The sequence below is a fragment of the Curtobacterium sp. Csp1 genome (assembly GCF_013347185.1).
Genome location: NZ_CP054594.1, coordinates 2,989,099 through 3,010,203, shown reverse-complemented (window position 1 = coordinate 3,010,203; position 21,105 = coordinate 2,989,099). Strand labels below are relative to the sequence as shown.

The window sequence follows — 21,105 nt, the reverse complement described above, 5'->3', positions numbered from 1 at the left end:
CTCCTTACGGGGTCGTCGCGCGCGACCTGCGCGATCCGAACAGCCAGTCATGCTAGCAACCCGCCAGGTCCCTGCGCTGGGAGGGACGCGGGTGTGCGCGGCCCGGTCGCGGGCCGCGCACACCGTCGGTCGTCGGTGCGACTCAGACCGTGGCGGCCGTGCGGTCCGGTTCGGCGACCTGGTCGGCGGGTTCGCTGCCGTCGATGCCGATCACGCCGTAGTCCCAGCCCTTCCGGCGGTAGACGACGCTCGGTCGGTGGGTCTCGGCGTCGACGAACAGGTAGAAGTCGTGCCCGACGAGCTCCATCCGGTAGAGCGCGTCGTCGACGGTCATCGGCGACTCCTGGAAGACCTTGTGCCGGATCACCACGGGCGAGTAGACCTCGGCGTCGTCCTCGTGTGCCTCCTCGACCACGGGGACGGCCCCGGTCGCGACGGTCTCGATGAGCTTGCCGTCGGCGGGCGTCACGCCCATGTGCTCGAACGCGGTGCCGGACGCCTCGGCCACGGAGGTCGGGCGGTGGCGTCCGCGGTGCACCTTCTTGCGGTCACGCGCCCGGCGGAGCCGCTCGGTGATACGCGCGAACGCCAGGTCGAACGCGGCGTACTTGTCCGACGCCGCGGACTCCGCGCGGACCAGCGGGCCGGGGCCGATTAGGGTCAGTTCGACGCGGTCCTCGCCTCCGCTGCCGCCGGACTTCTCGTTGTGGCGGCTGAGGCGCACCTCGAAGGCGAGGGCGCGGTCGGCGAGCACGTCGATCTTCTCGGACTTCTGTTCGACGTAGGTGCGGAATCGATCGGTGACCCCGACGTTCCGTCCTGTGATCGTCACGTCCATGTGGCGGCTCCCATCCGTACTTCGGCGCGTCGCCTCCATCCGGCGATCCCGGACGCCTTGCCGCGAGGCTAGACCCCCGACCGAGCCGCCGTCACCACCCCTCGGCGGGTCGGTGCGGACACCCACCGGACACCCAGGCGTCACCGGGCGTCCACCTCGGCGAGCGCCACGCACCGCGCGACCCGGCCGCCGGCGACGCGGACCGCCCGGATCGCCTCGGCCATCGTGACCCCGGTCGTCACGACGTCGTCGACGAGCACGACGTCCCGACCGGTCACGCCGGTGGCGCGCAGGGTGCCGACCGTCGCGACGACCCGTTCGACGGCCGTCCGCTCCTTCTGCCCGTGCCCCGCGGCGACCCGCTGCCCCGGGCCACCGACGCGGACGCGCACGAGCGCCCGCGGTCGTCGCAGCCGCGCGCGCCCCAGCAGGAGGACCACCGGGTCGAACCCGCGACGTCGAGCTCCGCGGCGTGACGGCGGGACGCGCAGGAGCACCGCCTCGGGGTGGTCGGCGAGCGCGCGCCGGACGAGCACGCCGAACCGTCCGGCGAGCGGCCCGGCGAGGTCGACGCGGCTCCGGAGCTTGCACTCGAGCACCAGGGTCCGGACGAGGCCCTCGTAGGACCACGCGGCGTCGAGCCGGACGCCGGCCACCAGGCGGCGGCACGTGGGGAGCGCGTCGAGTTCGGCGCGACAGGACCGGCAGAGCGCCCGGTCCGGGGCGCCGCACCCGACGCATGCGACCGGCAGGACCAGACCGAGCACCGCGAGGGCGGCGTCCGCCCAGCGGTCGCGAGGCGGGGGTGGGTCGGGCTGCGCTCGGGTCACGTCCCCATGCTCGGGGTGACCGTCCTGCGGACGCGCGCCGACGGGACGGACGGTGGACGGGCCTCCTGTCCGGCCGGCCTGGGGAGGAGGAACGGGGTGGGCCGCCCGATCAGCGCTGGACGCCGAGGACGTCCGCGGTGACCCCGGTGGTGTCCCAGACACCGCCGGTGGACCGGAGCACGGACCCGTCCGACATCCGCAGGAGCATCGATCCGCCGTCGCCCCCGACGACCGCGGTCGCCACGCCCTCGGCCTTCGGCAGGGTGCTCGACTGCCCACCGACCGTGGAGCGGACGACCTCGGGACCGGCGTCGGTCTGGGCGACGGACACGACGTCGCTGTCGTTCACCCAGGCCGCGCCGACGGCGTCGCCGCTCGCGGCCTGCACGCGCACCGGCGAGCCGAGGCTCGTCGGCGTCCGGTCGGCGCCGCGCACGACGGCCATCACGTACAGGGCCGGACCGTCCGCGGTCTCGATGAGTGCGAGTGCGCGCGTGGAGTCGCGGGACAGCTGGAACGACACGAGCTTGCCCTGCGGCAGCGTCGTCTTCACGGCGTGCGGGTCGCCGCCGAGGCCGTACGCCGTGACCTGGCCGGTGTCGTCGGACCGGCCGACCCACACGAAGTCGAGATCGTCGATCGACGGCGGGACGAGTCCCGGCGTCGCGTCGACGCGGAGGGCGTCCTTGCCGCGGGCGACCACGACGCCGCTGGCGTTGCCGACCGCGGCGACCGTGCCGGACGCGGACAGGGCGAGGGACCGCGGGTCGAGCCCGGCGACGGTGTCGGCGAGCCCGCCGCCGAGCGGTGCGACCTTGCCCCCGGCCGTCGCGAAGCCGACCTGGTCGTCCCGGACGACCAGGGGCCGCGGGTCGACGTCGGGGTTGACCTGCGCCGGGGTGCCGTCCTGCTCCGCGCCGGAGAAGGTGGCGCCCTCGAAGGTGATCGAGACCGAGGACACCGACGCGACCGAGGCGAGGGAGCGCGTGAGCTGCTCGCGCATCCGGGCCTTGTCGTCGTTGCTCGAGCTGAGGGCGTCGCTCGACAGGTCGACCAGCGCGGTGCCGTTGTCGATCGTGACCGCGTTCAAGGAGAGCTGCGTGCCCTCCGGGAACGCCGAGACGACGGCGCCCTTCAGCCAGTCAGCGGGTCCGGCGAGCAGGGCGCTCGCGATCCGGGTGCTGGTCGACGAGCGCGCGAGGAACCACCGCTCGTCCGGCACGAGGAACTGGTAGGTGGGGTCGAAGAAGTACAGCGCGTGCTCCTGGAACACGGACTCGAAGCTGACCGGCGTCAGGATGATGCCGTCGGGCGCGTAGGCGATGCGCCACTGGCCGTCCTGCCGGACGAACTGGAACGTCAGGGTGGACGTGGTCGGGCGCACGGCCTGGGTGTACTCGCCGTCCTGGTCGACGGTCGCACTCGCGGTGAGCGTGTAGGTCAGCTCGCGGTCGGCGACCCGCTCGACGGTGCCGCTGCCCTGCAGGATCGTCACGCCGCGGCGCGGGTTCCACTTCTTCGCGAAGCCGTCCGCGAGGAACTCCCGAGCGATCGCGTAGTCGTCCTGGGCGCCCGTGCCCGCGGCGACGAAGCCGCGCAGGATCGCGGTCTGGTCGGATCCGTCGACGGGCTTGTCCGGGCGGAAGTCCACCCCGGAGATCGACTCGTCCTTGACCGACTGGCCGGCGCGCACGGGGCCGTCGGTGGGGATGGCCGCGCAGGCGGTGACCGCGACGACGGTCAGGGCCGCGAGCGCGGTCGCCACCGCGGCACGGAGGGTGTTCCTCATCGTTCCTCCCGGACGGCCCGGGGGCCGTCGTACGCTTCGTCGAGTTCGGGCAGCGGGATCGCGGACGTCGCCGTGCCGACCTGCTCGCCGCGCGGCAGCACGAGCACGAAGGTCGACCCCTCGCCCGGGCGGGACCACACGTCGATGCGTCCGCCGTGCAGCCGCGCGTCGCCGAGGGAGATCGCGAGGCCGAGCCCGGTCCCCCCGATCGTGCGTTTCCGGCTCGGATCGGCCCGCCAGAACCGGTCGAACACGCGGGCGGTGTCCTCCGGCGGCATGCCGACGCCCTGGTCGCGGACGGCGATCGCGACGCTGCGCGAGTCGCTGTCGACCACGACCTGCACGGGCTTCGCATCACCGTGCTCGATCGCGTTGCCGACGAGGTTCCGCAGGATCCGCCGGACCCGCTTCGCGTCGAGCTGCATCGTGGTGTGGCCGCCGGGGGTGGCCAGCTGCAGGTCGACGCCGGCGCGCTCGGCGAGGGGTCGGAACTCCTCGACGATGTCGGCCGCGAGGGACGCGGGCACGACGGGTTCGGTGTCGAGCTGCACGGCCTGCGCGTCGTAGCGGGAGATCTCGAGGAGGTCGGCGAGCAGGAGCTCGAAGCGCTCGACCTGGGCGTGCAGGAGCTCCGCCGACCGACCGACCGACGGCTCGAAGGCGTGCCGGGAGTCGAAGAGCATGTCGCCGGCGAGCCGGATCGTCGTGAGCGGGGTCCGGAGCTCGTGCGAGACGTCCGACACGAACCGCTGCTGCACGCGGGAGAGCTCGGCGAGCTGGGTGATCTGCCGGCTCACGGCGTCCGCCATGTCGTTGAAGCTCCGTGCGAGGATCGCGATGTCGTCGTGCCCGCGGACGGGGATGCGTTCGTCGAGGCGCCCCGCCGCGATCTTCCGACTGGTCTCCGCCGCACCACGGATCGGCACCACCACGAGCCGCACGACGAGGGACGTCACGAGGGCGATGAGCACGATGAGCGCGACGCCGCCGATCGACAGGGTCTGCGAGACGAAGTCCAGGGTCTGCTGCGCGTCGGAGAGGTCGTAGACGATGTAGAGCTCGTACTGGCCCGCGCTCGGGATCTGCAGCATCGACCCGACGGCCAGCCCGGGTTCACGACGGCCGCCGTCGTCGAGCCGCACGGCTTGCAGGCTCAGTCGACCGGTGTCCTTGGCGACCTCGCGCCGGAGTGCGTCGGTGATGACCTCGTCCGGGAAGTCCGAGCTCGCCAGGTTCTGCAGGGTCTGCGGGGTGGACTGGTCCGGGCTCCGCTCGATCGCGATGCTCGTGCCGCCGGGGCTCGTCGTGTTCGACAGGATCGCCTGCTGCGCCTCGCTCTGCAGCGTCTCGAGCTCGGTCTGGTTGTTGTCCTCGGCCGCCGTCGCCGCGTCGAAGATGCCCTGTGCCACGACCGTCGCCCGGGCCGACTCCGCCTCGATCTGGTCGCGGCGCTGGGCGTACACGTTGTTCGAGATGCTGATCATCACCGCGGTGCCGATCACCACGACGGCGAGCCCGGTGGTCAGGACGGTGATGGCGACCGACCGGACCAGCAGGGAGCGTCGCCAGAGCCAGGCGACGGCGTACCAGCCGCGCCGGACCCACCGGCGGACCCGGCGACGCGTGCGCGCCGCCCACCCGCGGCCGAAGAGGTCGCGCGACGGTCCCGACGACACGGTGCTCAGGCTCCTCCGGCCCGGTACCCCACGCCGCGCACCGTGGTCACGATCCGGGGGTTGTCGGGGTCGTGCTCGATCTTCGCGCGGAGTCGCTGCACGTGGACGTTCACGAGCCGGGTGTCCGCCTTGTAGTGGTAGCCCCACACCTGGTCGAGGAGCATCTCGCGCGTGAACACCTGGTTCGGCTTCTCGGCGAGCGCCCGGAGCAGGTCGAACTCGAGCGGGGTGAGCGCGATGACGGTGTCGCCGCGACGGACCTCGTGCGCGGCGACGTCGACGGTCAGGTCGCCCGCGTGCAGCACGGTCGCGTCCGAGGCGGTCGGTCGGAGCCGCGTCTTGATGCGCGCGACGAGCTCCTTCGGGTTGAACGGCTTCACGACGTAGTCGTCGGCGCCGTTCTCGAGACCCGCGACGACGTCGGCGGTGTCGCCCTTCGCGGTGAGCATGATGATCGGCGTGCCGCTCTCGGCGCGGATGCGCTTGCAGACCTCGATGCCGTCGATGCCCGGGAGCATGACGTCGAGCAGGACGAGGTCGGGCTTGGTGCTGTGGAACGCGTCAACGGCGTCGTTGCCGTCGCCGCTGAACTCGGGCTCGTAGCCCTCGGAGCGGAGGACGATGCCGATCATCTCGGCGAGGGCCTGGTCGTCGTCGACGACGAGGATGCGCGGTGTCATGTGCGTGGACTCCGGGTGGCGGGCGGTGGTGCCGGACCGGCACCCAGGCTCACGATAGCGCCGTCCCCCGCACGGCCGGGTTTTCCGACAGGATGGGAGTGTCCGCGCGCGACCGCAGCGCGGCCGACGGATGACGACGGGGGCGGGGATGTCCGACTGGCAGGTACCGGGAGCGTCCGGGTCGCGTGACGGGGCGGATCGGCCGGGAGGCACGCCACCGGCACCGGGGTCGCAGTCGTCCGGCGGGTGGTCGGGGCAACAGCCGCCGTCCGGCGGGTGGTCCGGCGCGCAGCCGCCGTCCGGCGCGTGGTCCGGCGCGCAGCCGCCGTCCGGCGGGTGGTCCGGGAAGCCCGGGCCGCAGCAGGCCGGCTCGCGTCCCGTGCTGCCGCTGCGACCGCTCGGGCTGGGGGACGTCCTGTCCGGCGCGTTCACCGTCCTCCGGCGGAACGCCCGGGTCCTGCTGCTCTGGAGCCTGCTGCTGAGCGGCGTGCTCGGGTTGGTGTCGACCCTCGCCGGGACCCTCGGGCAGCAAGCACTCCAGTCGCGGATGTTCGCCGCGGTCGACGCCGGTCGGGGTGCCGATGCGGTGACCGCGGGGTCCATCACGCTCTGGCTGCTCCTGTCCGTCGCTCTGCCCTTCATCGCCTCGCTCGGCCGGGGCTTCCTCGTCGCGCCGGTCGCCGTCGACACCGGGCAGCGGATCCTCGGCCGCCGTGCCTCGTTCGGCGGCCTGTGGCGGCTGCTCGCCGGTCGCCGGAGGTCGGTCCTCGCCTGGATCCTGCTGCAGGCCGGCGCCGGTGTGGTCGCCGCCCTGGTGTTCGGCCTGGTGGCGTTCGCCGGGGTCGCCGCGATCGGTTCGGGCAGTCGCGCGGGCCTCGGCGGCGTCGTCCTGCTCTTCGTCGTGCTCGCGCTCGGGTTCGGCGTGCTCGCCGCCTGGCTCGGCACGCGGTTCGCCTTCACGGTCCCGACGATCGCGCTCGAGGGCCGGTCGGTGTTCGCCGCGGCCGCGCAGTCGTGGCGGCTCACCCGGCGTGCGTTCTGGCGGACCTTCGGCATCCTGCTGCTCGTGCAGGTCGTGTTCGGGTTCGCCGCGTCGATCGCCGCGACGCCGCTGTCCATCGGGGCGCTGCTGCTCGGCGGGACCTTCGACCCCCTCGGGCAGACGGGCGCGCGGGCCGGCGTGGGGGTCGGCGCGGTCGTCGCCCTGGTCGTGGGGAGCCTGCTCGTGATCGCGGTCCAGTGCGTCGTCGACGTGCTGTCCGCCTCGATCACGACCTTCCTGGCGGTCGACCGCCGCATCCGGACCGAGGGGCTCGACCAGCGGATCGCGGCGCACCTCGAGACCGGGCAGCCGAGCGACCCGTTCGCGCCCGCCGACCCGCTCCTGCCCGCGCAGGGGCGGCCGTGGCCGCCGCAGCAGCAGTGGACCCCGCAGCAGCAGTGGTCGCAGCAGCCGCCGCAGTGGCCGGTCCCTCCCACGCAGCAGCCGGAGCCGCCGACCTGGGGCGGGAAGCCGGACGGTCGCCCGTGACCCCCGGTCCGGACGAGGCCCGGGACCTGCTCGAGCGCGAACTGCAGCGCAGCGAGTACGCGGCCGTCGAGCCGACCTGGTGGGACCGGGCGTCGCGCGCGGTCCTCGACTGGCTGCAGTCGCTGCGTGCCGACGGGCTCGGGTCCCCCGCCGTCGCGCAGACGCTGCTCTGGACGGCCGTGGTCGTCCTCGTCGCGGTCGTCGTCCTCGTGGTCGTCGCCCGCGGACTCCCCCGCCGACGCGCCCGCACCGCCGCGGACTCGATCGGCGGGGTGTTCGACGCGGACGACCTGCGTCCGACGCGCGACGTCGCCGAGGCCGCACGGGCAGCACTCCGCGCCGGGGACTGGGACGGCGCGGTCCTCGACGGCTACCGGGCGATCGCCAGGGGCCTCGGCGAACGGGACCTCGTCCCGGACGTGCCAGGCGCCACGGCCCGCGCGATCGCCGACCGTGCGGCGCCGTCCTTCCCGGACGCCGCCGTCGCCCTCGCCCGGGCCGCCGCGGCGTTCGACGCCGTGCGTTACCTCGGTCGTCCCGCGGACGAACCGACCGCCCGCGCGGTCCTGGACACCGAGGCGACCGTGCGGACCACCCGCCCCGTCCGACCCGACCAGCCGGCGGCGCCCGCGTGAGCGCGGCCGGTGCCACCCGCGAGCGCACCGCGACCCCCGAGCCGTCCACGACCCCGGTGTCCGCGGGCCCGGCTCCCGCGGGGACCGGTCGCGGCGGTCTCGCCCGCCGGGTCGCCCTGTGGTCGGTCGTCGTCGCCGTCGCGCTGGTCCTCGCGGTGGCCACCGCCGTCGTGCAGGGATCGGCGCCGACGGACCGGACCCCGCTCGACCCGACCTCGACGACCGCGAGCGGCTCCCGCGCGCTCGTCCGGGTCCTGGAGCAGCAGGGGGTCGCCGTCGACGTGGTGCGGGACGCGGGCCGTGTCGGCGACGGCACGGTCCTCGTCGACGACTCCGCCGGGGTCCTCGACCTCGCGGTCGCACGGCGCATCGTCGCCCGCGCCGCCCACGTCGTCCTGGTCACCGAGGACGCCCGCGTGCTCGACGCCGTCGGGCTGCGGCTGGAGCCCGCGTCCCGCGTGACCGAGCGCCGGACCGTGACCACCACGACGTGCCCCGTCCCGGCGGTCGCCGCCGCCCGGTCGGTCACCACCGAGGGCACCGCCTACGTCGCGGTGCCGGACGCCGACACCGCGGGCGTCGAGCTCTGCGCGTCGACCGACCTCGGCGACGGACGAGGATGGGGCATCGCGCGGACCACCACGGCGGGTGGGGACGTCGTCCTCCTCGGCACCACCGGCGCCCTGCGGAACGACACGATCACGACCGCGGGCGACGCGGCCCTCGCCCTCGGGCTGCTCGGCCAGGGCGGCGGGAGCAGCGCGACCCCGACGCTGAGCTGGTACGTGCCGACCCCGGCCGGCGGGGACGCCGCGCCGACGCTCGGCTCACTCGCCCCGCCGTGGGTGCCGAGCGTCCTCGCCCTCCTCGGGCTCGTCGCGGTCGCGGCCGCCGTCTGGCGTGGTCGGCGCCTCGGACCGCTCGTCGTCGAGCGGCTGCCGGTCGTCGTCCGCGCGGCCGAGACCACCGAGGGACGGGCCCGCCTGTACGCCAGGACCCGCGACCGCACGCACGCGCTCGACACCCTGCGCGTCGCCGCCCTCCGACGGAGTGCCGGTCGGCTCGGCTTGGCCCGCAGCACGCACGTCGACGACGTCGTCCGGGCCGTCGCCCGTGCGACCGGACGCTTCGACTCCGAGGTCGGCGCGGTCCTGGTCGGCGGTCCCGTCCGCGACGACCGGACGCTGGTCACGGCGGTGGCCGAGCTCGACGCGCTCGAACGGGCGCTGCGCGCCGCGACGGGCGGCCCGGTGGACGACCGGCACCAGACCACCAGCGAGCGGCGCACAGAACACCGGCAGCCGCCGTCCGACCAGTACCCGCCGTCCGACCAGCACCCGCCGTCGAACCAGCACCCGCCGTCGAACAAGCACCGAGGAGCACGCCCGTGACCGACCACACCAGCAGCGCGGCCACCGACGCAGGGCCCGACGCCCGGAACGGTGCTCGGCCCGACATTCGACGCGACGACCTGCGCGAGGCCTTCGGGCGGCTCCGCTCCGAGGTCGCGAAGGCCGTCGTCGGCCAGGAGGGCGCCGTCTCCGGCATGATCGTCGGCGTCCTGGCGCAGGGGCACGTCCTGCTCGAGGGCGTCCCGGGTGTCGCGAAGACCCTGCTCGTCCGGAGCCTGGCGGCGGCGATGTCGCTCGACACGAAGCGGATCCAGTTCACGCCGGACCTGATGCCCGGCGACGTGACCGGGTCGCTCGTGTACGACGCGTCGACGGGCACGTTCCCGTTCCGCGAAGGCCCCGTGTTCACGAACGTGCTGCTCGCCGACGAGGTGAACCGCACACCCCCGAAGACCCAGTCCGCCCTGCTCGAGGCGATGGAGGAGCGCCAGGTGAGCGTCGACGGCGCGGCCCACCCGCTGCCCGACCCGTTCTTCGTCGCGGCGACCATGAACCCGATCGAGTTCGAGGGCACCTACACGCTGCCGGAGGCCCAGCTCGACCGGTTCCTCCTGAAGCTCGTCCTCGACGTGCCGCCGCGCGACGTCGAGTGGCAGGTGCTCCGCCGGCACGCGGACGGCTTCGTGCCGCGGGACGTGCGCTCCGCCGGGATCACTCCCGTGCTCGGCGTCGACGAGGTCCGCGCCGCCCAGCGCGCCGTGCAGGCCGTCGCCGCGCGTGACGACGTGCTCGCCTACGTCGTCGACCTGGCCCGCGCGACCCGCCAGGCCCCGTCCGTCCGCGTCGGGGTGAGCCCGCGCGGCGCGACCGCACTGCTCGCCGCGGCGAAGGCCTGGGCGTGGCTGACCGGCTACGACGCGATCACGCCGGACCACGTGCAGGCGATGGCCGTGCCGGTCTGGCGCCACCGCCTACGGGTGGCCGCGGACGCCGAGCTCGAGGGCGTCGGTGCCGACAGCGTCCTGCAGCAGGTGCTCGAGCAGGTCCGGGTGCCGATCTAGTGGCGGTCACCGGCCGGTTCGTCGTCCTGCTCGCCGTCGCCGTCGTCCCGACGGTGCTGCTCGGCAGCGGCTGGGCGGGGCTCGCCTGGGTGGCGGTCGTCGTGGTCGGCGCGGCACTCGACGTCGTCCTCGCCGCCGACCCGGGGCGACTCCGCGTCGAGCGGCGGATGCCCCGCGCCGCCCGGCGGGACGCCACCGCGGACGGCACGCTCGTCGTCGCGAACGACGGCACCCGTCGGCTCCGCGCCGAGCTCCGCGACATGTGGGAGCCGTCGGCCGGACAGCAGCCGCGCCGCTTCCGCCTCGACGTGCCGCCGGGGGAACGCCGGACCGCGCGGATGCGGTTCGCGCCGTTCCGTCGCGGCCGTCGCATCACGACCGGGGTCGCGGTGCGGGCGGTCGGGCCCCTCGGCCTCGCCGCCCGGCAGCGGGTCCTGGCGGCACCGGGGACGCTCGTCGTCACCCCGCCGTTCCGGTCCCGCCGACACCTGCCGTCCCGGCTCGCCCGACTGCGCGAGCTCGACGGTGAGACGACCCTGCAGCTCCGCGGTCACGGCACCGAGTTCGACTCGCTCCGCGACTACGTCCGGGGTGACGACGTCCGGTCGATCGACTGGCGGGCGACCGCGCGTCGGCAGGACCTGGTCGTCCGGACCTGGCGACCGGAGCGCGACCGCCGGGTCGTGGTGGTCGTCGACGCCGGGCGCTCCGGAGCCGGTCGGATCGAGGACGAACCGCGCCTCGACACGTTCATCGAGGCGGCGCTGCTGCTCGGCGCCCTCGCGGCCGCGGCCGGTGACCGCGTCGACCTCGTGGTCCTCGACGACGCCGTCCGCGACCGCGTCCGCGGCGCCACCCGGTCGGACGTCGTGCAGCGGTTCGGCGAGGTCCTCGCGACCGTCGAACCGGGCCTCCGTGCGACGGACTGGTCCGCCGTCCCCGGCCTGGTCGACGGTGTGACGACCGCCAGGGCCCTCGTCGTGCTGCTCACCGGACTGGACTCGGTCGGCTCGTCGGGCGACCTGCTCGCGGTCCTCCCCCGCCTCGCCCGTGACCACGCGGTCGTCGTCACCGGCGTCGAGGACCCCACCGTGCACCGCACCGCCGCCGGCGACCCGGACCCCGTCACCGGGGTCGTACCGGGCCGGACCCGGGGCGGACGCACGCGGTCCGCGCGACGGGCCGCGGGCCTCCCGTCCGGCGCGGAGCGCGACGTGTACCGGCGGGCCGCCGCGGAACGCTCCCTGCTCGACGCGGCCGGGGTCGCGGACGTGGCCCGACGCGCCGGGGCCGAGGTCGTCAGCGGACGACCCTCGGACGTGCCGCCGCTGGTCGCCGACGCGTACGTCCGTGCGAAGGCGGGCGGCCGGCTCTGACGGCTGGGAGGCGCGTGGCGGCTCCCCGGTATCAGCCCGCCACCAGCGCGGTCGCACCGCGCTCGAACTCCTCGACGTCGCCGCGCTGGCCGGCGCGGTACGCGCGGCCGCCGAGCACCCACTGGTACCAGAGCACCGCGGCGAGGGCGACGGTGCCAATCCCGATCTTGACCGGCCAGGGCCAGTCCTGGCGGGTCACGACGCCCTCGACGAGTCCGGAGAGCAGCAGCGTGCCGACCAGACCGAGGGCGACGGTGACGAGCGCGCGGCCGTCCTCGGCGAGAGCCTGCGCGCGCGTCCGCTCCCCCGGTGCGATCCACGACCAGGCGATCCGGAGTCCCGCGGCCCCGGCGAGGAAGATCGAGTAGAGCTCGAGCTGGCCGTGCGGCGCGATCCAGAGGAAGAAGTCGCCGAGGCGGCCCTCGGAGTGCATGATCGCCGCCGACACCCCGAGGTTGATCGCGTTCTGCCCGATCGAGTACGGCACGAAGAGCCCGGTGATGCCGAACGCCACCATGCTCGCGGCGATGTACGCGTTGTTCGTCCACACCTGGGCGGTGAAGGCCCCGAGGCCGTGGTCGGAGTAGTACGCCTGGAAGTCCTGCGTGGCGTACCGGCGGAGGGACTCCGGAGTCCCGAAGGTCTCGAGCGCGCCGGGCGTCGTGCTGATCCACACCGCGACGACGGCCGCGACGACCGCGGTGGCGGCGGCGACCCAGAGCGTCAGCCACCGGATGCGGTACAGCGCGGCGGGGAGCTGGAGCACGAGGAAGCCGGTCAGCGCCGTGAGCGGGTCGACCGGGGTGCCGGTGAGCCGGAGCCGGGCGCGGAAGAGCGTCAGCGACAGCCGGTCCCCGGTCGCCGTGCGAGGGGAGGCGGCGCGGATGCGCGCGAGGTCGGTGGCGGCCGCCTGGTACCCGGCGACGAGCCGGTCGGCGTCGGCCCCGGTGCGGGGACGCGCGCGGGCGAGCTGGTCGAGTTCCTGCCAGCGGTCGCGGTGCACGGCCTCGTAGGCGTCCAGGTCCACGTCGTCTCCCCCGTCGTCTCGCCGTCCGGTGCTGTCCCACCGTTCGGTCCGTGCGACAGAATGATGCCATGCCGACGACGCGAGCGCCCCGCGACCTGGCCGACGCGCGGTACGTCTACGCGCTCGACGGCACCGCGGACGAGCTCGTCGTCGGCGAGGCGGTCGCCCTCGACGTCCAGCCCGCCGGCATCGCGCTCCGCATCGCCGCTGGGCTGCTCGACGGGGTGTGCCTGGTCGTCCTGTACCTGATGCTGCTGCTCGGGATGTCCCGGCTGTGGCCGAGCGGCCTCGACCCGGCGTGGGGAGCCGCCCTGTCGATCGGCGTCCTCGTCGTGGTGCTCGTGCTCGTCCCGGCTGCGCTGGAGACCGTCACCCGCGGTCGGAGCGTCGGCCGCTTCGCCACCGGCACCCGGGTCGTGCGGCTCGACGGCGGTGCGGTCGGCTTCCGGCACGCGATCACCCGCGCGCTCGTCGGCCTGCTGGAGCTGTGGGGCTCGTTCGGGTCGATCGCCCTCGTCGTCGCCCTGTTCGGCAGTCGGCCGCGGCGCCTCGGGGACCTGCTCGCGGGGACCGTCGTGCAGCACGAGCGGGCCGTCCGGCACCGTCCGGCTCAGGTGCTCCTGCCCGTCGAGCTCACCGCGTGGGCCGGCACCGCCGACGTCTCGGCGCTGCCGCAGCGGCTCGAGAATCGCCTGGGTGCGTTCTTCCGCGGGGCCGCCGACCTGGCGCCGGCGGCTCGGGTGGCGACGGCCGAGCGGCTCGCCGCCGAGGTCGTCCCGCACGTGCACCCGCTGCCGCCCGTACCCGCCGAGGTGTTCCTGGCCGGGGTCGTCGTGCTGCGGCGGGACCGGGACACCCGGGCGCTGCGTGCCCGGGCGGCCGTGCTCGACCGGGCCGCCGCGGCCGCAACGGGCCGGCCGCCGGGCTTCCCGCGCTGACGCGCCGACGTGCCCGCGGTGCGGTGCGGGGCGCCCGCCGCGGCACGCGCCGCGGGGGCGAGACTCGGCATGGCGGACACGACTCGGGCTCCTGCGCGCGCGTCTCGTCCGCCAGCGCGAGACTCGGCGCCGACGTCGCCGGCCGGCCGACGTGCCCGCGCCGGCCGGCGCGCCCGGCTCAGTACCGGTAGTGGTCGGGCTTGTACGGCCCCTCGACCGGGACGCCGATGTAGTCGGCCTGCTCCGGCCGGAGCTCGGTGAGCCGGACGCCGAGGGCGTCGAGGTGCAGCCGCGCGACCTTCTCGTCAAGGTGCTTCGGCAGCACGTGCACGCCCGTCGGGTACGCGTCGCGCCGGGTGTGCAGCTCGATCTGGGCGAGCACCTGGTTCGTGAACGAGGTGCTCATCACGAACGACGGGTGACCCGTCGCGTTGCCGAGGTTCATCAGTCGCCCCTCGCTGAGGACCAGGACCGAGCGACCGTTCGGCAGCCGCCACTCGTGCACCTGCGGCTTGATCTCGACGCGCTCGGCGCCGGCGAGCCCCTCGAGCCCGGCCATGTCGATCTCGTTGTCGAAGTGCCCGACGTTCGCCACGACCGCGAGGTGCTTGAGCGCGAGCAGGTCCTCGACCCCGACGACCCCGAGGTTGCCGGTGCACGTCACGACGATGTCGACCTCGCCCGCGACGTCCGCGAGCCGGGCGACCTGGTAGCCGTCCATCGCCGCCTGCAGCGCGCAGATCGGGTCGACCTCGGAGACGACGACCCGCGCGCCCTGCCCACGCAACGCCTCGGCGGCGCCCTTGCCGACGTCGCCGTACCCGACGACGAAGGCGACCTTGCCGCCGATCAGGACGTCGGTCGCGCGGTTCAGGCCGTCCGGGAGTGAGTGTCGGATGCCGTACTTGTTGTCGAACTTCGACTTCGTCACCGAGTCGTTCACGTTGATCGCCGGGAAGCGGAGCTGTCCACGGCGCGCGAGGTCGTACAGGCGGTGCACGCCGGTCGTGGTCTCCTCGGTGACGCCCTGCACGTCCGCCGCGATCCGGGTCCAGCGGTCGCTCGACGCGCGCAGCGACTCCGCGACGGTGTCGAGCACGATCCGCCACTCGGCGCTCGCGTCCGCGGCGGGCTCCGGCGCGGACCCGGCTGCCTCGGCGTCGGCGCCGGTGTGCAGCAGCATGGTCGCGTCGCCGCCGTCGTCCAGGATCAGGTTCGGTCCGGCCCAGTCGGAACCGGCCTCGGCAGCCTCGGCGCTCCAGTCGAAGATCCGGCTCGTGCACCACCAGTACTCCTCGAGCGTCTCACCCTTCCACGCGAACACCGGGACACCGTCGGGGGCGTCGACCGTGCCGTGCGGGCCGACCGCGACCGCTGCGGCCGCCTCGTCCTGCGTGGAGAAGATGTTGCAGCTCGCCCAGCGCACCTGCGCGCCGAGCGCCACGAGCGTCTCGATGAGCACCGCGGTCTGCACCGTCATGTGCAGCGACCCGGCGATGCGCGCGCCGGCGAGCGGCTGCGCGCCGCCGAACTCCTCGCGGAGCGACATCAGTCCCGGCATCTCGTTCTCGGCGAGGCGGATCTGGTGGCGTCCGGCCGCGGCGAGCGACAGGTCGGCGACGCGGAACGGTGCTGCGGTGGAGGTCTCGGTGGCCATACGGTCGAGTCTTCCACGCCGCGTCCCGTCGGTCACGGGTCGGCCAGGACACGGACAGGAGGCGCGGTGTCAGTCCGTCGGCTGACGGAGCGGTCCGCGACGCACCACGTCCCACCCGCGCGGGACCCGGAGCCGGGCGGCGTGCCGCGCGCACAGGTCGTAGCCGTGCGGCTCGACGCGCGTGGAGAGGGGTCCGACGACGACCATGGAGTCGGCGTAGTCGTACGTCAGGGTCGCCGAGGCGCTCGCGCCACAGGCGACCTTGCTGCAGATCCGTACGTCCATACCGGACTCGACCCTAGCGGAGCACGGCCGTACCGTCCCTCCGGTCGCGGCCCGCTCGCGTCCCGCCGCGTACGATGACGGGATGCGTCGCAAGCCCCCGATCGTCACCCCCGTCGACCGCGGCCGAGGTCGCTCCCGACACGGGCGCGGCGGTCGGTCGAGCGTCACCGGACCGGAGCTCGCGCCCGTGATCACCCGCGCCGAGGCCTTCGACCGGATCGTCGGCGACACTGCGCACTACCTGCTCGGGCTCTGGCCGGAGGACCTGGCGGGCGTGGTGTTCCTCGTCGCGGACATGCCCACCGACGCCTCGCTGCCCGACCACATGCCGCGGTGGCGGGTCGACCGCGACGCCCGCCGTGTGACGCTCTTCCGGATCCCGGTGGAGCGTGTGACCCACAGCCCGGAGAAGGACGACACCGACCGGCGGGTCATCGTCGAGACGGCCGTCTTCCGGGCCGTGGGCGAGCTCCTCGACAAGGACCCGTGGGACCTCGCCCCGGACCGTTACCGCCACTGGTGACCCTCGGTGCCCGTGTCGTGATCAGGGCCCGTCTCGTGATCAGGGCCCGTGCATGATCACGGCCTGTGCTCGATCACGGGAACACGCGCAGCGGCGTGGACTCCTCGGTCGCAGGTCGGATCGGGAAGCCCGAGATGCCGTCCGAGCCGGCGTAGGTGACCCCGGCGACCAGACCCTCGGTCCCCGTCATCACGAGCTGCTTCGAGACCGGCACCGTCACGGTCGCCATGCCGTCCGAGGCGACGGTCACGCGCTGACGGTCGTCGCCGGACCGGATGGTCACGGTGGCGTCGCTCCGCGTGGGGTTGACGAACGTGAGTCGCTGCGACGCCCCGGGGGCGAGGGCCGTGATGGTCCGGTCGGTGAGCGGCTCCGCGGAGGCGAACCACCCCAGGTCGGTCTGGCCGTCCTCGGTCGGGCTCGTGCTCCGGACGCCGGCGACGACGGGCTCGGTCGACGAGATCGTGAACGCGTAGCGACCGTCCGGGAAGTCGTCGAGCGCGACGTCGGTCACCACTCCGGGCTCGGCCGTCGCGTTGACCGTGGAGCCGCCACCGTCCGCGGTGCTGATCCCGAGCGTGACGCGCGCGGCACGCGCCCCCGGGACGAACAGCCGGACGACGGGCGCGGCGTCCGCGGTGTCGTCGCCGCGCTGCGCCTCCTGCGTCTTCTCGAGCACGACCGCGGGGACGACCTGCTTCGTCGACGGGGCCGCTCCCCCGGACAGGACGTCGTAGCCGCCGGGGGTGAGCGTCCGGACGATGCTCTCCTGCATGTGCGCGACGATCTGCCCGCCGGTCGAGGTGACGTGCACGACGGTCGACGCCTGGTCGGCGACGAAGCCCGACAGCGGCACGACCTTCTGCGTGTTCGGCGCCACGACGATGCCGTTCGTGCCCGGGGCGCTGACCGTGCCGTTCGCGTCGTAGACCGCCAGGTCGACCGTGGCGTTCACGTCGGTCGGGTTGGACAGCGTGACGAGTGTCGTTCGCCCGGTCTCCGTCGAGCCGCCCACGAGCCAGGTCGACTGGCTCGGGTCGTCACAGGACGCGGAGGCCGTGCCGACGAGGTCGCCGGAGGACACGGTCTGGCTGCTGCTGCCGGCGACCTGCGGGGTCGTGTCTCCGGCCGGGGCGGTGAGGAGCTCCGGCTCGCTGCCGCCCGTGGTCGAGGAGCCGAGCGTCGAGCGGTCGACGGTCGAGCCGGTCGTCGCGGACGCGACCGTGGCGCTGCCGACGGTGCTCGCGCGGGTGGCGTCGTTCCCGGCGTCGTCGGACAGCCGGAGCGCGCTGCCGGCGCACACGCGCTCGGCCGCGGCGGGCACCGGGGTCACGGTCCGGCCGGCGGGGCGGACGGGCTCGGCGGACGTGCCGATCGCGTGCGCCGCGGTCACTGCTCCGGCGGCGACCACGACGGCCACCGCGGTCGCGGTGCCGCGGAGGACCCACCGGCGGACGGCGGCGTGGTCGGTGCTCATTCGTCTCGCTCCTCGTCGAAGGTGGTGGCGGGCTCCTCGGCCTCGATGACGTTGCTGGTCGCCCGACGGCGGCGCGGGGCGGTCGGCACGGCGAGCAGCGCGGCCGCGCCGAACACGATGCCGAGCACGACGAGGTACAGCACGTGCGTGGCCCGGGTCGCCGCCGAGCCGCCGGTCACCCGGTCGACCTGGCCGTCGTAGTGGAACAGCCGGCCGGTGGCCGTCTCGCCGATGCTCGTGAAGCGGGCGTCCTGGCCGATGGCGCCGGCGGCCCGGTCGTACACGGCCTGTGCGGCGTCGTCGGACGGCGCGTCCTGCAGCAGCACGAACGAGATGCCGAGCTCGCGGAGCGCGGGCTCCGGGTCGTAGCCGCTGCGGCTCGCGAGGTTGCCCGCGAGCGTGGTCAGTCGAGTACCAGCCGGGCTGAGGCGGAGCGCGGTCGCGTCGAGCGTCGACTGGTCGTCCAGCGTGGAGCCCTGCCCGCGTTCGAGGGCGACCGCGAGGGACCCGTCTGGCTGCGGGTCGACGACGAGCGTGCCCACGTCCGGGTTCGCCTGCGCCTCGGCGTTGACGTAGGCGCTCAGCACGCGGCCGGTCGTCGGGGCGACGACGGCGTTCCCGAGCGTGAACGCGGCGAACGCCGGAGCGACGGCGATCCCGACGAACACGGTCGCGACGAGCCCCGTGGCCGGAGCGGTCCGCGGCAGGACGTCGATCCCGACGCACGCGGCGAGGACGAGCGCGATCCAGTACACCGACAGCGCGCTGCCGGGCCAGACGATGGTGGTCGTCGAGCCGACCCCGGTCACGGTCAGGTGGGTGGCCCCGAAGGCGGTGGCGTACCCGACGAGAGCCAGGACGAGCGCGGCGCTCGCAACGTGCCAGCGGTGGCCGAGGAGCGAGCCGATCGCCAGGAGCCCCACGGGCAGCGCGAGCACGGCCATCACGATCGGCAGCGCGACGAGCACCGCACCGGCGTCGATCGACCCGACGACCGGCAGCCAGCCGTTCCAGTCCGGCAGCGGCTGGCCGATCGCCAGCTGGAGCGCGGACGGCGCACGGGTGGCCGAGGGCACGCCCGGGTCGGCGAAGACCGCGAGCGGGTTGCCCCGCGCGATCTGCTCGAGCACGAGCGGCAGGAACAGCACCGCCGTCGGCACCGGGATGAACACCCGCCGGTGCGCGCGGCGCCAGCCGACGACCACCGAGACGAGCCAGCCGAGCAGGAGCACGGGCAGGAGCGACGGGGCAGACGCGGCGACGACCGCGAACAGCAGCGACGCACCGGACGCCCAGGCCCACGAGCGGTGTGCCTCGAGGACCGCGAGCACGAGCCACGGGAGCGTCAGGTGGGCGATCACGGCACCGAGGTGCCCCGTCGTGACGGCACCGATCAAGGACGGCGCGATGGCGTACAGCGCCGCGCCGACGACGGGCACCCAGGATCGGGTGGTGACCTTGCGCACCGCGAACCACGCGCCGAGGGCGGAGACCGGCATCGCGAGCAGCACCACGAGCACGACTGAGGTCGAGGGCGACCAGGCGGTGATGCTCCCGAGGAGCGCGACGACGGCCACGAACGGGTCGCTCGGGCCGGTGGAGCCGGTCCCGATGGAGTGCCAGCCGTAGCCGACGTTCTGCCAGAGCCGTCCGACGTCGGTGCTCAGCGGCAGGAGTCCCCCGCCGGTCAGCGCCGGGGTGCCGAGGAGCGGCCAGAGCGCCACGACGCTGAGCACGGCCGCGGCGAGCACCACCCAGACGCCCCCGTCGCCGAGGAACGACGCCCGCGCGATCGGGGCGTCCTCGACCCGGGCGAGCTCGACGTCACGCGTGGTGGTGCGGTGCTCGTGGAGGCGTCGCCAGCTCACCCGGAGGGGTTCGACGGCCGCCCAGCCGACGCGGCGCGTGCGCTGCACGTTGCGACGGGCGCGGCGCACCCCGCTGCCGAAGGCGACCGAGAACGCCGCGGCGAGCTCGCCCGACACGGCGGCGGGGTGCTTCGCCACGAGGTGCCCGATCGCACGACCGATCGCGAACGGCACGAGCGTGAGCCAGTGCAGCCAGAGCAGTCCGGCGGGCGCGTAGGTGAGGCGGCGGTGCAGCTGCGCCTGCCGGTGGGCCCGCACCCGACGGGCCTCGGAGACGCGCTTGCGACCGAACTCCTCGATCGGGCCGGCGCTCGTGACGCGGGCCTCCGGGACGACGGCCACACGGTGCCCCGCGAGCCGTGCGCGGATGCAGAAGTCGAGGGCGGCGTCGACGTCGGGCAGCGCCGGGTCGAAGCCGCCGAGGTCGCGCCAGACCGAGCGACGCACGAGCATGCCGGCCGCGGCGACGCCGAGCACGTCGGTGTGCCGGTCGTGCTGCCCCTGGTCGAGTTCGTCCTGCACGAGCGTGAGCGAGCGACCGGTGCGCGTCGTGCTCTCGCCGAACGCGCGGATCAGCGACGGGTCGTCGACCGCGACGAGCTTCGGGCCGGCGACGACGACGGACGGTGCGATCTCGACGGCGGACAGCATCTCCGCGAGGGCGGTCGGCGCCGGCGCGTTGTCGTGCCCCAGGATCCAGAGCCACTCCTCGGCGGGCTCGTCATCGGGCGCGACCGGCGCCTCGTGTTCGCCGCGTGCGACCGCCTCGCCGAAGGGGCGTCCGGCCGGGAGCCGGACCAGCCCGGCGGATCCGCCGAGGGCGATGTCGGCCGTCGAGCCGTCGGTCGACCCGAGGTCGACGACGACGAGGTTCTCGGGGTGCCGGGTCTGCCCGACGAGACCGTCGATGGTCCGGTCGAGGTGCTCCCCACCGTTCGCGGTGACGAGCACCGCCGTGACGCGGGGTCGGCCGGTCCGGGCCTGGTCCGGCCGGGACTCGTCGACCCGCGGCCGACCCTCGTCGGACCGGGACCGGTCGGACTCGGGGCGGGGCAGGGACTGCGCGGGACTGGTCTGCATGACGCGCGTCACTCTACGGTCTGGAGGCGCGGTGCCGGTACGCCGGGACGGCGTGCCGTGAACCTGTGGGTCCGGTCACGGTGCCGTGTACGTCGGGCGCGCGCCGTGCCTCCTGGCCGGGTCGCCGGGACGGACGGGAGCCGCTAGGCGCGACGGCGCAGCTTGCGGCGTTCGCGCTCGGACAGGCCGCCCCAGATCCCGAAGCGCTCGTCGTTCTCGAGTGCGTACTCGAGGCACTGCGACCGGACCTCGCACGAGGTGCAGATCTTCTTGGCCTCGCGCGTCGAGCCGCCCTTCTCGGGGAAGAACGCCTCGGGGTCGGTCTGCGCGCACAGCGAGTCGACCTGCCACGACAGCGGGTTCTCCTCGTCGGCGACGGGACGGCGGACGCCGGGGACCCCGAGGGACACGGGGTCGACGTGCCAGTCCTCCGGCACTCCGGCGTTGAAGTCGGCACCGTTCACCCTGATCACCCCTGACGT

Annotated in this window: 18 protein-coding genes; 7 read left to right on the top strand and 11 right to left on the bottom strand. The window is 74.6% G+C overall.

From position 1 onward, the window contains the following. Positions 1-142: 142 nt before the first annotated feature. The 5 genes from raiA to mtrA form a co-directional block, all read right to left on the bottom strand. The gene (raiA, locus tag HUN58_RS14395; RefSeq protein ID WP_180225027.1) at positions 143-838 is read right to left on the bottom strand and encodes a ribosome-associated translation inhibitor RaiA; all 696 of its coding nucleotides are present in this window, start codon (positions 836-838) and stop codon (positions 143-145) included. A 140-nt stretch (positions 839-978) separates the two neighbouring features. Beyond that, on the bottom strand, positions 979-1,668 hold the full coding sequence (locus HUN58_RS14390) for a ComF family protein (protein ID WP_180225026.1): 690 nt from the start codon (positions 1,666-1,668) through the stop codon (positions 979-981). 109 nt (positions 1,669-1,777) lie between these two features. After that, complete coding sequence (locus HUN58_RS14385) at positions 1,778-3,457, bottom strand: LpqB family beta-propeller domain-containing protein (protein ID WP_180225025.1); 1,680 nt, start codon at positions 3,455-3,457, stop codon at positions 1,778-1,780. Continuing rightward, positions 3,454-5,133 carry an MtrAB system histidine kinase MtrB gene (mtrB, locus tag HUN58_RS14380; RefSeq protein ID WP_254631506.1) on the bottom strand — a complete coding sequence of 560 codons (1,680 nt, stop codon included), beginning with the start codon at positions 5,131-5,133 and terminating at the stop codon, positions 3,454-3,456. The genes HUN58_RS14385 and mtrB overlap by 4 nt, the downstream gene beginning before the upstream one ends. A gap of 5 nt (positions 5,134-5,138) precedes the next feature. Then, a complete protein-coding gene (gene mtrA / locus HUN58_RS14375) occupies positions 5,139-5,813 on the bottom strand; it encodes an MtrAB system response regulator MtrA (RefSeq protein ID WP_058742167.1) in 675 nt (224 codons plus the stop codon). 148 nt (positions 5,814-5,961) lie between these two features. Between mtrA and HUN58_RS14370 the strand changes: the two genes are divergently transcribed. The 5 genes from HUN58_RS14370 (at position 5,962) to HUN58_RS14350 (ending at position 11,768) form a co-directional block, all read left to right on the top strand. Further along, complete coding sequence (locus tag HUN58_RS14370) at positions 5,962-7,344, top strand: glycerophosphoryl diester phosphodiesterase membrane domain-containing protein (RefSeq protein ID WP_180225024.1); 1,383 nt, start codon at positions 5,962-5,964, stop codon at positions 7,342-7,344. After that, entirely contained in the window at positions 7,341-7,979 is a 639-nt protein-coding gene (locus tag HUN58_RS14365; RefSeq protein WP_180225023.1) for a DUF4129 domain-containing protein, read from the top strand. Before HUN58_RS14370 ends, HUN58_RS14365 begins: the two co-directional genes overlap by 4 nt. Further along, positions 7,976-9,370: a DUF4350 domain-containing protein gene (locus HUN58_RS14360; RefSeq protein ID WP_180225022.1), complete on the top strand. Its 1,395-nt coding sequence runs from the start codon at positions 7,976-7,978 to the stop codon at positions 9,368-9,370. The genes HUN58_RS14365 and HUN58_RS14360 overlap by 4 nt, the downstream gene beginning before the upstream one ends. 65 nt (positions 9,371-9,435) lie before the next feature. Next, the gene (locus HUN58_RS14355; RefSeq protein ID WP_174779421.1) at positions 9,436-10,392 is read left to right on the top strand and encodes a MoxR family ATPase; all 957 of its coding nucleotides are present in this window, start codon (positions 9,436-9,438) and stop codon (positions 10,390-10,392) included. Further along, positions 10,392-11,768, top strand: a complete 1,377-nt coding sequence (locus HUN58_RS14350) for a DUF58 domain-containing protein (RefSeq protein ID WP_180225021.1) — start codon at positions 10,392-10,394, stop codon at positions 11,766-11,768. The genes HUN58_RS14355 and HUN58_RS14350 overlap by 1 nt, the downstream gene beginning before the upstream one ends. Positions 11,769-11,799: 31 nt before the next feature. On the opposite strand, the gene HUN58_RS14345 is transcribed toward HUN58_RS14350, so the two are convergent. After that, positions 11,800-12,795, bottom strand: a complete 996-nt coding sequence (locus tag HUN58_RS14345; RefSeq protein WP_180225020.1) for a stage II sporulation protein M — start codon at positions 12,793-12,795, stop codon at positions 11,800-11,802. Between the two features lie 68 nt (positions 12,796-12,863). Here HUN58_RS14345 and HUN58_RS14340 point away from each other — a divergent pair, with 68 nt between their 5' ends. Next, positions 12,864-13,733 carry an RDD family protein gene (locus HUN58_RS14340; RefSeq protein ID WP_180225019.1) on the top strand — a complete coding sequence of 290 codons (870 nt, stop codon included), beginning with the start codon at positions 12,864-12,866 and terminating at the stop codon, positions 13,731-13,733. Positions 13,734-13,911: 178 nt separating this feature from the next. Here the strand turns inward: HUN58_RS14340 and ahcY are convergent, their stop codons facing one another. Continuing rightward, a complete protein-coding gene (gene ahcY, locus HUN58_RS14335; protein WP_180225018.1) occupies positions 13,912-15,390 on the bottom strand; it encodes an adenosylhomocysteinase in 1,479 nt (492 codons plus the stop codon). 69 nt (positions 15,391-15,459) lie between these two features. Next, positions 15,460-15,675, bottom strand: coding sequence for a DUF3499 family protein (locus HUN58_RS14330; RefSeq protein WP_058742158.1), 216 nt, complete (start codon positions 15,673-15,675; stop codon positions 15,460-15,462). A gap of 82 nt (positions 15,676-15,757) precedes the next feature. Here HUN58_RS14330 and HUN58_RS14325 point away from each other — a divergent pair, with 82 nt between their 5' ends. Then, positions 15,758-16,198, top strand: a complete 441-nt coding sequence (locus tag HUN58_RS14325) for a metallopeptidase family protein (protein ID WP_058742157.1) — start codon at positions 15,758-15,760, stop codon at positions 16,196-16,198. A gap of 73 nt (positions 16,199-16,271) precedes the next feature. Here the strand turns inward: HUN58_RS14325 and HUN58_RS14320 are convergent, their stop codons facing one another. The 3 genes from HUN58_RS14320 to HUN58_RS14310 form a co-directional block, all read right to left on the bottom strand. Continuing rightward, positions 16,272-17,675, bottom strand: coding sequence for a DUF5719 family protein (locus HUN58_RS14320; RefSeq protein ID WP_180225017.1), 1,404 nt, complete (start codon positions 17,673-17,675; stop codon positions 16,272-16,274). Continuing rightward, positions 17,672-20,623: a glycosyltransferase family 2 protein gene (locus tag HUN58_RS14315; RefSeq protein ID WP_180225016.1), complete on the bottom strand. Its 2,952-nt coding sequence runs from the start codon at positions 20,621-20,623 to the stop codon at positions 17,672-17,674. The genes HUN58_RS14320 and HUN58_RS14315 overlap by 4 nt, the downstream gene beginning before the upstream one ends. Before the next feature lie 143 nt (positions 20,624-20,766). Next, entirely contained in the window at positions 20,767-21,087 is a 321-nt protein-coding gene (locus HUN58_RS14310) for a WhiB family transcriptional regulator (protein ID WP_114849587.1), read from the bottom strand. Positions 21,088-21,105 lie beyond the last annotated feature (18 nt).